7 protein-coding genes are annotated in these 12,759 nt (G+C 71.4%); 5 read left to right on the top strand and 2 right to left on the bottom strand.

All coding sequences use genetic code 11. The features are described 5' to 3' along the window. Window positions 1–237 precede the first annotated feature (237 nt). Window positions 238–3,777 (bottom strand): DNA polymerase III subunit alpha, encoded by a 3,540-nt coding sequence (dnaE, locus tag SCWH03_RS06390; protein WP_173263150.1) that lies wholly within the window; start codon window positions 3,775–3,777, stop codon window positions 238–240. Between the two features lie 260 nt (window positions 3,778–4,037). Between dnaE and SCWH03_RS06385 the strand changes: the two genes are divergently transcribed. From SCWH03_RS06385 to SCWH03_RS06365, 5 genes are all read left to right on the top strand, one after another. After that, on the top strand, window positions 4,038–5,363 hold the full coding sequence (locus SCWH03_RS06385) for a DUF2252 domain-containing protein (RefSeq protein ID WP_173263149.1): 1,326 nt from the start codon (window positions 4,038–4,040) through the stop codon (window positions 5,361–5,363). Window positions 5,364–5,756: 393 nt separating this feature from the next. Continuing rightward, on the top strand, window positions 5,757–6,437 hold the full coding sequence (locus SCWH03_RS06380) for a hypothetical protein (protein WP_173263148.1): 681 nt from the start codon (window positions 5,757–5,759) through the stop codon (window positions 6,435–6,437). Window positions 6,438–6,507: 70 nt separating this feature from the next. Further along, window positions 6,508–7,320: a DsbA family protein gene (locus tag SCWH03_RS06375; protein ID WP_173263147.1), complete on the top strand. Its 813-nt coding sequence runs from the start codon at window positions 6,508–6,510 to the stop codon at window positions 7,318–7,320. Window positions 7,321–7,636: 316 nt separating this feature from the next. Continuing rightward, entirely contained in the window at window positions 7,637–9,289 is a 1,653-nt protein-coding gene (locus SCWH03_RS06370) for an alkaline phosphatase D family protein (RefSeq protein ID WP_173263146.1), read from the top strand. Between the two features lie 467 nt (window positions 9,290–9,756). Then, a complete protein-coding gene (locus SCWH03_RS06365; RefSeq protein WP_173263145.1) occupies window positions 9,757–10,848 on the top strand; it encodes a mechanosensitive ion channel family protein in 1,092 nt (363 codons plus the stop codon). 303 nt (window positions 10,849–11,151) lie between these two features. Here SCWH03_RS06365 and SCWH03_RS06360 read toward each other — a convergent pair whose 3' ends face one another. Next, window positions 11,152–12,738 (bottom strand): Na+/H+ antiporter, encoded by a 1,587-nt coding sequence (locus SCWH03_RS06360; RefSeq protein ID WP_173263144.1) that lies wholly within the window; start codon window positions 12,736–12,738, stop codon window positions 11,152–11,154. Between the last annotated feature and the right edge of the window lie 21 nt (window positions 12,739–12,759).

Raw genomic sequence — 12,759 nt, 5'->3', positions numbered from 1 at the left:
CGGGGCGCGCCCGATGGCCACGGGCGCGCCCCGCACGGACGCCGGGCCCCACGGGCGCGCCCGGCGCTGACGCCGGGCGTCCGCCGCGACGACCGTGCGGGCACGCCCGTCACGGACCCCGGGCCTCGCAGACACTCGCGCGCACGGTCACCGGACGTCGCCGGCGGCCCCCCTCAGCGCAGCGCGCGCGGCCCGTCCGGCCGGGCCGCCGAGGCCGGGCGCCCGCGGCACCGGGTATCAGCCGGCCAGGCAGGACGGGCCGAGCAGCACCTTGAGATCGCCGAACAGGGCCGGATCGGGCTGGACCCGGTGCCGGTCGAGACGGAGCACGGTGGTCTTGCGGGAGCCCTGGAGCTTGATGCGCACCTCCGTGTTGCCCTTGTGGTGGCCCAGGATCTCTCCGAGCCGGCTGACCATGGGCGGGGTGACCCTCACCGCCGGAATCGTGATCACCACGGGCGCGTTGGTGCCGGCCGAGGACAGGTCGGGGACCATCAGCTCCATCGCCACCAGCCGCGGGACGTCCTCGCGCTTGTCGAGCCTGCCCTTCACGAAGACGACCGTGTCCTCCACGAGCTGGGTGGACACCAGCTGGTACGTCGCCGGGAAGAACATGCACTCGATCGAGCCCGCCAGATCCTCGACGGTGGCGATCGCCCAGGCGTTGCCCTGCTTGGTCATCTTCCGCTGCAGGCCGGAGATGATCCCGCCGATGGTGACGACCGCACCGTCGGCGTGCTCCCCGCCGGTGAGCTGGGCGATGGCCGCGTCGGTCTTGTCGCTGAGGACGTGCTCGATACCGAAGAGCGGGTGGTCGGAGACGTACAGACCGAGCATCTCCCGCTCCTGGGCGAGCAGGTAGGACTTCTCCCACTCCACGTCGGAGAACTCGACGTCGAGTCCGAAGCCCGGCTCGCCGTTCGACTCGTCGCCCATCCCGCCGAAGAGGTCGAACTGGCCCTCGGCCTCCTTGCGCTTGACGGCCACCACGTTGTCGATCATCGGTTCGTGCTGGGCGACCAGACCCTTGCGGGTGTGGCCCATCTCGTCGAAGGCGCCGGCCTTGATGAGCGACTCGACGGTCCGCTTGTTGCAGACGACCGCCTCGACCTTGTCCAGGAAGTCCGGGAAGGTGGCGTACTTCCCCTTGGCCTTGCGGCACTTGATGATCGAGTCCACGACGTTCTGCCCGACGTTGCGGACGGCCGTGAGGCCGAAGAGGATCACGTCGTCGCCCTGGGCCGCGAAGTTCGGCTCCGACTCGTTCACATTGGGCGGCAGGACCTTGATGCCCATGCGGCGGCACTCGTTCAGATAGACGGCGGACTTGTCCTTGTCGTCCTTGACCGAGGTGAGCAGGGCCGCCATGTACTCGGCCGGGTGGTTGGCCTTGAGGAAGGCGGTCCAGTACGAGACGAGGCCGTAGGCGGCGGAGTGCGCTTTGTTGAAGGCGTATCCGGCGAAGGGGACCAGCACGTCCCACAGCGCCTGGACGGCCTCGTCGCTGTAGTCGTTCCCGCGGGCGCCCGCCTGGAAGATCGTGAAGTTCTTGGCCAGTTCCTCGGGCTTCTTCTTGCCCATGACGCGGCGGAGGATGTCGGCCTCGCCGAGCGAGTACCCGGCGATGATCTGGGCGGCCTTCTGCACCTGCTCCTGGTAGACGATCAGGCCGTAGGTGACGTCCAGGACCTCCTTGAGCGGCTGCTCCAGCTCCGGGTGGATCGGGGTGATCTCCTGCTGGCCGTTCTTGCGCAGGGCGTAGTTGGTGTGCGAGTTCATGCCCATCGGGCCGGGCCGGTAGAGGGCCGACACGGCGGAGATGTCCTCGAAGTTGTCGGGCTTCATCAGCCGCAGCAGCGAGCGCATCGGGCCGCCGTCGAACTGGAACACGCCGAGGGTGTCGCCGCGCTGCAGCAGCTCGAACGTCGTGGGGTCGTCGAGCGGCAGGCTCAGGAGGTCGATGTCGATCCCCTTGTTGGCCTTCACCATCTTGACGGCGTCGTCCATGATCGTGAGGTTGCGCAGGCCCAGGAAGTCCATCTTCAGCAGGCCGAGCGACTCACAGCTCGGGTAGTCCCACTGGGTGATGGTGACGCCGTCGGTGTGCCTCACCCACACCGGGACATGGTCGGTGATGGTCTCGCTGGACATGATCACGCCGGCGGCGTGCACGCCCATCTGCCGGACCAGGCCCTCCACACCGCGGGCGGTGTCGATGACCTTCTTGACGTCCGGCTCGTTCTCGTACATCCCGCGGATCTCGCCGGCCTCGCCGTAGCGCGGGTGCTGGGGGTCGAGGATGCCGGAGAGCGGGATGCCCTTGCCGAGGACGTCGGCGGGCATGGCCTTGGTGAGCCGGTCGCCCATCGCGTACGGGTAGCCGAGCACCCGGGCGGAGTCCTTGATCGCGTTCTTGGCCTTGATGGTGCCGTAGGTGCCGATCATGGCGACCTTGTCGGCGCCGTACTTCTCCGTCACATACCTGATCACCTCGACGCGCCTGCGCTCGTCGAAGTCGATGTCGACATCGGGCATCGAGATGCGCTCGGGGTTGAGGAACCGCTCGAAGATCAGGCCGTGCGGGATGGGGTCGAGGTCGGTGATGCCCATGGCGTACGCCACGATGGAGCCGGCCGCGGACCCCCGGCCGGGGCCGACGGCGATGCCCTGGTTCTTCGCCCACATGATGAAGTCGGCGACGACGAGGAAGTAGCCCGGGAAGCCCATCGAGATGATCGTGTCCATCTCGTACTCGACCTGCTGCATGCGGTCGTCCGGGATCCCGTCGGGGAAGCGCCGGTGCATGCCGCGCATGGTCTCCTCGCGGAACCAGGAGACCTCCGTGTGCCCCTCGGGGATGTCGAACCTCGGCATCAGGTCGCGCTTCTCGAACATCCCGGCCGTGTCGACCTGCTCGGCGACCAGCAGGGTGTTGCGGCAGCCCTCCTGCCAGGCGTCGGAGGCGTCGATCGCGTACATCTCGTCGGTCGACTTCAGGTAGTAGCCGGTGCCGTCGAACCTGAAGCGGTCCGGGTCCGAGAGGTTCTTGCCGGTCTGGATGCACAGCAGCGCGTCATGGGCGCCGGCCTCGTGGGCGTACGTGTAGTGCGAGTCGTTGGTGACCAGCGGCGGGATGCCGAGTTTCTTGCCGATCTCCAGCAGACCGTCCCGGACGCGGCGCTCGATCTCGATGCCGTGGTCCATCAGCTCCAGGAAGTACCGGTCCTTGCCGAAGATGTCCTGGTACTCGGCCGCCGACTTCAGGGCCTCGTCGAACTGGCCGAGGCGCAGCCGGGTCTGGAGCTCGCCGGAGGGGCAGCCGGTGGAGGCGATCAGCCCCTCGGACCACTGGGAGATCGTCTCCTTGTCCATCCTCGGCCACTTCTGGAGCCAGCCCTCGGCGTACGCGTCCGAGGAGAGGCGGAAGAGGTTGTGCAGGCCCTTCGCGTTCGCCGCCCAGATCGTCTTGTGGGTGTAGCCGCCGGAACCGGAGACGTCGTCCCGCTTCTGGTGCGGCTGGCCCCAGAGGATCTTCCGCTTGTTCCGCCGCGACTCGGGCGCGACATAGGCCTCGATGCCGATGATCGGGGTGACCCCGGCCTTCTGCGCGGAGTGGAAGAAGTCGTAGGCGCCGTGCAGGTTGCCGTGATCGCTCATGGCGATGTGCGTCATGCCCATCTCGTTGCAGGCGTCGAACATGTCCTTGAGCCGCGCGGCACCGTCCAGCAGCGAGTACTGGGTGTGGACGTGAAGGTGCGTGAAAGGCGGCTTGGTCACGGCGGGAGGCCTCCAGAACGGTCCGGTTCGACAGCGTCGAAGTCTATTCCTCCGCACTGACAGAAGGCGGCCGGGTGCCGCGGCCGGCGCGCAGTGGCGGGCGGCCCCCCGGACGACCGAAGACGCGCAGTGGCCGGCGGACGCGCCGGACGCCCGAAGACGCGCAGTGCCCGGCGCGCCCGGGCACTCCGCACTACCGTCGTGCGTTGACCCGGGCGGACACCAGTCCCCCCACCTGACGCACCAGGAGGCACCCAGCGATGTCGGTCCACCAGCCCCCGGCCGGCGAGCGCGGCGAGGAGATCCTCGCCGTGTTCGGCACCGCCTTCGGCGAGCTCCTGGCCGCCGACCCGGCCGCGTTCCGGGTGAAGTTCCGCAAGATGGCGGCCTCGGCCTTCGCCTTCTACCGGGGCTCGGCCAGCCTGTTCTACGCCGACCTGGAGCGCGAGCAGCACTCCGGTCCGTATCTGGACGACCGCACCAGCCGGGTGTGGATCCACGGCGACCTGCACGCGGAGAACTTCGGCACCTACATGGACTCCGGCGGGCGGCTGGTCTTCAACGTCAACGACTTCGACGAGGCGTACGTGGGCCCCTTCACCTGGGACCTCAAGCGGCTCTCCGCCTCGCTGGCACTGATCGGCTACACCAAGGCGCTCGGTGACGCGCAGATCACCGGGCTGGTCCGGGTGTTCGCCGCCGCCTACCGCGAGCGCGTCCACGCGCTGGCCACCGGCGCCAAGAACGACGAGGTACCGCCCTTCACCCTGGACACCGCGGAGGGCCCGCTGCTGGAGGCGCTTCGCAGCGCCCGCTCGCTGACCCGCTTCGGGCTGCTGGACTCGATGACCGAGATCCGCGACTTCGAGCGGCGCTTCACCGGGGGCGGCGGCGCGATCGAACTGGACGCGGCGAGCCGCTACAAGGTGCTGGCGGCGTTCGACGGCTATCTGGAGACCCTGCCCGAGTCCAGCCTCGACCGGCCCGACTCGTACCGGGTGAAGGACGTGGTCGGGCGGCGCGGCATCGGCATCGGCTCCGCCGGCCTGCCGTCGTACAACATCCTGCTCGAGGGCAACAGCGACGCCCTGGAGAACGATGTCGTGATCTACCTGAAGCAGGCGCAGACCCCGGCGGTGTCCCGGCATGTCACGGACGAGCGGGTGCGGAGCTACTTCCATCACGAGGGGCACCGCACGGTGATCTCGCAGCGCGCCCTGCAGGCGCACGCGGACCCGTGGCTTGGCTGGACGGAGCTGGACGGCTCGGGTCAGCTGGTCGCCGAGGTCTCCCCGTACGCGGTGGACCTGGACTGGTCGGACATCGACGACCCGGAGGAGATCGCCGCGGTCGTCGCCGACCTCGGCCGGGCGACGGCGGCCATGCACGCGGCGGCGGACGACGAGAGCGGCCACTTGCTGGTGCCCTTCTGCACCGAACGGGCCATCGACGCGGCCATCGCGGCGGACGAGGACGGCTTCGGGGAGCTCCTGGTGGACTTCGCGCACGACTACGGCGCCCGGGCCCGTGCCGACCACCAGATCTTCGTCGACCTGTTCCGCAACGGCCGGATCCCCGGGCTGTAGCCGGCCGGTCACGCTCGCGCGGGCGGGGCGCCGGGACACCGGGGCTCCGGGGCGCCGGGACACCGGGACACCGGGACACCGGGACACCGGGACACCGGAAGGCCACCGCAGGGGACGGCCGGGCCCTCCGGGGCATGGCGCGGGACTCCCGACCGCCCGGTGCCCGGCACCGCCCGGTACCCGGCGCCTGACGCTCGGCGCCTGACGCCCGGCGCCCGGTGCCCGGTGCCCGGTGCCGGGCGGGAGGGCCGGATCTCCGCGCCGGGGCGGGAAGGCCGGATCCTTAGAGGCCTCTTACCGAGCGGCATGGCACACTCCAGACGACGCCGGATTCCCCGCGGGCACCGCCCGGGGGCCGGAGTCGCGGAGGACGTCCACCCGGTCAGGAGCCCCGTGCACATAGGCGAGACCCGGCTCAGAGGGCTGCGGGCGGCGGTCTTCACGGCCTTCGCCGTGACGCTGTCCGTGGCCTCTCATGTGCTGCTGTCGGGGGTACCGCTGCCGCTGCCGGCGGTCGCGGCGGCCGCCTGCGGAGTGTTCCTCGTCACGTACGCCCTGGCGGGCCGGGAGCGGGGGTACTGGTCCATAGCGGCCGTGCTGGTCCCCTTGGAGCTGGCGGCGGACACGGTCTTCACGGCAGGCCAGCACGTCTGCTACGGCGCCGCGGGCGGGCCCGTCGCCGGTTCGCTCCGGGCGATCGGAGTGGATGTGCTGTGCGACGGCGCCGCCGGGACTCAACTGCCCGCAGTGGTGGCGGCCGACGGCCGGCTCGCCGCGCTGGTCGACTCCCCCGACCCGCGTGTTCCCTGGCTGCTGCTGGCGGCCCATGTCTCCGTCGGCCTGCTCGCAGCGGCCTGGCTGCGCCGCGGCGAGTCGGCGCTCGCGGGTCTGCTGCGCACCGCGGCCCTGGCCGCGTTCCGGCCGCTGCTGATCGCCGTCGCGGTCGTCCGCCGGCGCACCGCCGCCCGCCCCTCGGCGCGGGTCCCGTCCCGCCCGTTCACCGCCCGTACCCGTCACTTCGTGCACTCCGTGCGGCGCAGGGGACCACCTCGGCGGGCTCCGGCTCCCGGCTGAGCCCCGGCACGTCCCCGAGCGGGTGCCCCCGCTCACCCTTCCCACGGTCTTCCCCACGGAGAGAACAGTCATGAGTGCACGCAACAGCCGCGCCAACAAGGCCGCCGCCCGCGAGCGTCTGCGTCTGGAGCGCGAACGCCAGGCGAAGAAGGACAGGATCAGGCGGCAGCTCGTCGTCGCCGTCTCGACCGTCGCGGTCCTGGCGGCCGCCGGCGGCATCGGCTACGCCGTCATGCAGGCCAACAAGCCCTCGGCCTGGGAGGCGGCGAAGGACGCGAAGGTCGTCCAGCCCAGGAACACCGAGGGCGAGAACGGCACCACGGTGGTGATCGGCAAGCCGGCCGCCAAGAAGACCCTGGAGGTCTACGAGGACTCGCGCTGCCCGGTCTGCGCCACGTTCGAGCAGGCGGTCGGCGAGACCATGAAGAAGGACGTGGACGCGGGCACGTACAAGCTGCGGTACGTCGGCGCGACGTTCATCGACAACAGCGACAACGGCGAGGGTTCCAAGAACGCCCTCTCCGCCCTCGGCGCCGCGCTGGATGTGAGCCCCGAGGCGTTCCTGGACTTCAAGGCGGCGCTCTACTCCGCGGACTTCCACCCGGCCGAGAGCGAGGACAAGTTCGCCGAGGACGCGTACCTGCTGGAGATCGCCGACTCGGTGGACGCGCTGAAGAGCAACGCCGAGTTCAAGAAGAACGTCGAGAACGGCACCTTCGACGCCTGGGCGCTGAAGATGTCCGAGACCTTCGACGACAGCGGGGTGACCGGCACGCCGACCCTGAGGATGGACGGCAAGAAGGTGGTCGCGGAGGGCAGCGAGAACGCGCCCATGACGGTCGAGCAGTTCAACACGGCGGTCGACAAGGCGCTCAAGGGCTGAGGCCGCACCGCAACGGCCTTCGAGGTGGGCCGGGAGCCGGAAGTTCCCGGCGCCCGGCCCACTCCCCGTGGCGGCCCGGGAACCGGCGGCCCAGGTGCGTGCACCCGCGCGCCCCGCGCCCGGGCCCGGCGCTTCCCGGGGAGCCGGCCACCGCCCGCCGGAATCCGCCCCCGACGCTCACCACCGTCTACCGGCCGCGGCCCGGGAACCACCACCTGCCGCCGCGGCAACGGCGGGCGGACGGTCGATAACGCCCAGGCGAACTTTCCTGAATTCGCCTGCCAGTTCGCCCTACCGGTCAGTAGTCTGACCGCCCGTGACCAGTAGACCTCCCTCATCCCCCAGCCGCCGCTCGGTCGTCAAGGCCGCCGCCGCCACCGCTGTCGCCACCGCCGCCGTCCCCGCGCTCGCGGCCCCCAGCGCCGCCTCTCCCCCGGAGCAGGGCACGGCCTTCCGCCACGGGGTCGCCTCCGGGGATCCGCTCCCCGACGGCGTACTGCTGTGGACCCGGGTCACCCCGTCCCCCGACGCACTGCCCGGCTCCGGCAAGGGCCCCGCCACCGAGGTGGGTTGGGAGATCGCCGAGGACCAGGGCTTCACCAGGGTCGCCGCGGGCGGCCTGACCACCGCGACCGCGGCCACCGACCACACCGTCAAGGTCGACGTCAGGGGGCTGCGCCCGGCGACCGCCTACTTCTTCCGCTTCACCTCCGGCGGCAACGTGTCCGCCACCGGCCGCACCCGGACCGCGCCCGCCGCGGACGCCGCAGCGCCGGGGGTGCGCTTCGGCGTGGTGTCCTGCGCCAACTGGGAGTCCGGGTACTTCGCGGCGTACCGCCATCTCGCGGCCCGCGCCGACCTGGACGCGGTCCTGCACCTCGGCGACTACCTCTACGAGTACGGCACCGGCGCCTACCCCGCGGAGAAGTACGTGGTGCGCCGGCACGAGCCCGCCCACGAGATCACGACGCTCTCCGACTACCGCGCCCGGCACGGCACCTACAAGACCGACACCGACCTCCAGGCGCTGCACGCCGCCCATCCGCTCGTGGCGATCTGGGACGACCACGAGATAGCCAACGACGCCTGGTCCGGCGGCGCGGAGAACCACACGCCCGGCACCGAGGGCGACTACGCGGCCCGCGCCGCAGCGGCGAAGCAGGCCTACTTCGAGTGGATGCCCGTGCGCACCTCCACCGAGGGCACGGTCTACCGCCGGCTGCGCTTCGGCAAGCTGGCCGACCTGCATCTGCTGGACCTGCGGTCGTTCCGCTCCGCGCAGGCGTCCGTGGGCAGCGGCAAGGTCGACGACCCGGAACGCACGATCACCGGCCGGGCCCAGCTGGACTGGCTGAAGGCCGGCCTGGCGTCCTCGGACGCCGCCTGGAAGCTCGTCGGCACCTCGGTGATGATCTCGCCGGTGGCCTTCGGTTCCGTACCCGCCCATCTGCTGGGCCCGATCGCCGGGCTCCTCGGGCTGCCCGAGGAGGGGCTCGCCGTCAACGTGGACCAGTGGGACGGCTACACCGACGACCGGAAGGAGCTGCTGCGGCATCTGACGGACCGGGGGATCGAGAACACCGTCTTCCTCACCGGCGACATCCACATGGCGTGGGCCAACGACGTGCCCGTCACGGCGGCCACGTACCCGCTCTCGCGGTCGGCCGCGACCGAGTTCGTGGTGACGTCGGTGACCTCCGACAACCTGGACGACATCCTGCGCGTCGCCCCCGGCACGGTGTCCCTGGTGGCGGCGGCCGCCGTCAAGGCCGCCAACCGCCATGTGCAGTGGGTCGACCTGGACCACCACGGCTACGGCGTCCTGGACGTGACCGCCGAGCGCTCGCAGATGGACTACTACACCCTCTCCGACCGGACGAGGCAGGACGCCACCGCGTCCTGGGCCCGCTCGTACCGGACGCTGAGCGGCACGCAGAAGGTCGAACGCGTGAGCCGGCCGGTGCGCTGAGGCCCGTCAGCTCGTGCGGGACCGAGGCCGGCCCCCTCTCCTCCCGCTCCGGGGCGGAGAGGGGGCCGGTCTCGCCCCTCATCGACACGGTCACCAGACGATCGCTCGCGAGCACCACCGGCTCCCGCCCCGCACCCGCAGGGCGGGGTCACCGGCGCCACCGGTGCGTCATCGCAGGGCCCGGATCGTCCGCCGCGGCCCGCGGTCCCCGCGCCGGCCTCCGCCCCGGGCCCCGCAGCGGCGATCGCCCGCCTCGGCAGCTCGTCCGATCCGGCCTCGTCCTGGTACGCAGGGCCCTCCTCCGCGGACGAGCACACCCCGGCCGTCGAACGGGTCCGGGGTCCAGACCCGGTGGCCCACCGCTCGGCAGCCGCTCGGCAGCGGCGAGGACCGCGGGTGCGCGGGGCGCAGGTCGTACACCGAGGGGAAAAGCATGATGTTCACCCGGTCAGGTTACGTTCGATGGCATGGAGAACGTCCTTCGTCCGTTGATCGTCCTCGTCGGCGCCGTCCTGCTCACGCTGCTGCTGGGGTGGCTCACCGACCGGCTGCTGCATCGCGCCGATGTCCGGCACAGCGAGACACCGCTGTGGGGCCTGCTGCGCCGCTGCCGGGTGCCGCTGCAGGTGGTGGTGCTGGCCGCGCTGCTGCGAGGGACCTACACGGAGACCGCCCTCGCGGTCATCGAGGAGAACGAGAGCCTGATCGGTCATGTCCTGACCCTGGTCCTGATCGCCGCGTGGGCTTGGCTGCTGGTGCGGATCGCCGCCGCCGTGGTGGAGGCCTCGTACTCCCGCTTCGCGGCGACCTCCCGGGACCTGGCCCGGGTACGCCGGGTGCGCACCCAGGTCGCGCTGGTCCAGCGGATCGTCACCGCCGTGGTCGCCGTGGTGGCCGTCGCGGCGATGCTGCTGACCTTCCCCGGCATGGACAAGCTGGGCGCCTCGCTGCTGGCGTCCGCCGGTGTCCTCGGCATCGTCGCCGGTGTGGCGGCCCAGTCCACCCTGGGCAATCTCTTCGCCGGCTTCCAGATCGCCTTCGGCGACATGGTGCGCATCGGGGACACCGTCGTCGTGGACGGGGAGTGGGGCACGGTCGAGGAGGTGACACTCACCTTCCTGACGGTGCGGACCTGGGACGAGCGGCGGATCACCATGCCGGTGTCGTACTTCACCAGCAAGCCGTTCGAGAACTGGTCGCGCGGCGGCGTGCAGATGACCGGCACGGTCTTCTTCCACCTCGACCACACGGCACCGGTGCACGAGATGCGCGAGCAGCTGCACGACGTCCTGCGCGAGTGCCCGGCCTGGGACGGCCGCGACTGGTCGCTCGCCGTCACGGACACCACGCCGAACACGATGGTGGTCCGGGCCGTGGTCACCGCGAAGGACGCGAGCGACATCTGGACGGTGCGGTGCGCCGTCCGCGAGCGGCTGATCACCTGGCTCAGCGACCACCACCCGTACGCCCTCCCCCGGATCGCCACCTCCCCGGCGGTCCCCCCACCCCCGGTGCACACCCAGCCGGAGACACCCACCCAGCGCACCGGCCGCGGGTAGCCGGGCCGGGCCGCACCGTGCAGCTCAGCAGCGCTCAGCGATACTCAGCAATGCCCGGCAGGGCCGGAAGGCGCCGGCTGGCGTAGGCCACACACCCCGACCAGGCCGGGTGGCGAAAGCAACTCCGCCCGCCCGCGCGGCGGAGCCCCGGCATCCGGTGCGTGCGCCGCCGCGCCCGATCCGGCCGAGCCGCCGACGGCACCCCGCGGATTCCGCCGCCCTGGCCCCTGCACCACCCGGCGGGACGCCGCCGCCGGCCCGAGGCGGTCTGCCCGGGGACGCGGCCCGCCCGCGCCGGGCCGCTCAGCGCAGACTGCGCACGTCCAGATGCCGCAGCACGCGGTCGACGACCTCGGGGTCCGCACCGGGCTCGCTGCGCGCGGCGAGCACCTCGTGACGAGCGGCCGACAGCAGTTCGCGCTGCACCCGCAGGAACGTCCGCTGCCGGCCCGCCCGTCTGGTGAACGCCTCGCGGCGCTCCTCGTCGACGATGTCCGGACTGATCCGGGTGCCGATGTCGTACGCCGCGCGCTGGAGCCGGTCCGCGAGGTCCTCCGGCAGCTCCTCGACCTCCTCGATCTGCTTCAACCGGAGCCTGGCCGCCCGCGTCGCACGCAGCGCGAGGTCGCGCTCCAGCACACGCTCGGCGTCGGAGTCGGCCCGTACGCCGAGCCGCTTGACGAGCCAGGGCAGCGTCAGCCCCTGGAGGACCAGGGTCGTCATGATCACCGCGAAGGCGATGAAGACGATCACGTCCCGGCCCGGGAACGGTGATCCGTCGTCGGTGCTCAGCGGGATGGCCAGAGCCAGCGCCACCGAGGCGACGCCCCTCATCCCGGACCACCACATGACCACGGTCTCGCGCCAGTCGACGGGAATCTCCTCGTCGGAGTCGCGGTGCTCGCGGAGCCGCTTGGTGAGCCAGGTGGCGGGCAGCAGATAGAGCAGCCGTACTCCGATGACGGTGGCGACGACGAGTACGGCCCCCGCCACCAGCCGCCCGCCCAGGCTGTCGGCGGTGCCGAAGACGTGGTAGAGCTCAAGCCCGATGAGGCCGAAGGCGACACCGGTCACGAGGGTGTCCACGATCTGCCAGAAGGTGGTGCCCGCGAGCCGCCAGATCACGTCGTCTGCTTCCACGGCGTGCTCGGCGAGGTAGAGGGCGGCCACGAGAACGGCGAGCACACCGGAGCCGAGCAGGTTCTCGGCGATCACATAGCTGACGAACGGCACGAGCAGGGTGAGCCCGATCTGCAGGGTCGGATCGTCGAGCAGCCCCATCAGCCACTTGGAGAGCAGCCCGAGCGCGAGTCCGACGACGACGGCGACGACTGCGGAGAGCACGAGTTCGCCGATGGCCCCGGGCCATGAGAACGTGCCGCTGACCACCGCGCCGACCGCCACGTGGTAGAGCACGATCGCGGTGACGTCGTTGAACAGCCCCTCGCCCTCCAGGATCGACACGAGTCTGCGGGGCAGCCCGAGGGATCCCGCCACGGCGGTCGCCGCGATCGGGTCCGGCGGGGCCACGAGCGCGCCGAGGACGACCGCCGCGGCGATCGGCAGCCCGGGGAAGACCGCCTGCGCGACGGCCGCGACGGCGGTGGTGGTGACGAGGACCAGCGCCACGGCGAGCAGCAGGATCGGCCGGATGTTTGCGGTGAACTGCCGCCAGGACGTTCGCTGGACGCCGGCGTAGAGCAGCGGGGGGAGCAGCAGCGGGAGGATGAGTTCGGGCGGCAGGGCGACGTTCGGGACGAAGGGCAGCAGAGCGAGGACGGCTCCGAGGAGCGTCATCAGCACCGGCGCCGGCAACCCGAGCCGCCCCCCGAGCGGCACGGTGACCACGGCCCCCAGCAACAGCACGAACAGCAGAGCCAGTTGGTCCACGAGCGCCCCTCGACGGTCTGT

This window comes from Streptomyces pacificus (assembly GCF_011766325.1).
Taxonomy (GTDB): domain Bacteria; phylum Actinomycetota; class Actinomycetes; order Streptomycetales; family Streptomycetaceae; genus Streptomyces; species Streptomyces pacificus.
This window is presented reverse-complemented; position numbering and strand designations above follow the sequence as displayed.

Bases quoted from the DNA above. Each gene is read 5' to 3' on its own strand.
- SCWH03_RS06385 (WP_173263149.1), top strand. From the start codon at position 4,038: ATGTCGGTCCACCAGCCCCCGGCCGGCGAGCGCGGCGAGGAGATCCTC.
- SCWH03_RS06375 (WP_173263147.1), top strand. From the start codon at position 6,508: ATGAGTGCACGCAACAGCCGCGCCAACAAGGCCGCCGCCCGCGAGCGT.
- SCWH03_RS06365 (WP_173263145.1), top strand. From the start codon at position 9,757: ATGGAGAACGTCCTTCGTCCGTTGATCGTCCTCGTCGGCGCCGTCCTG.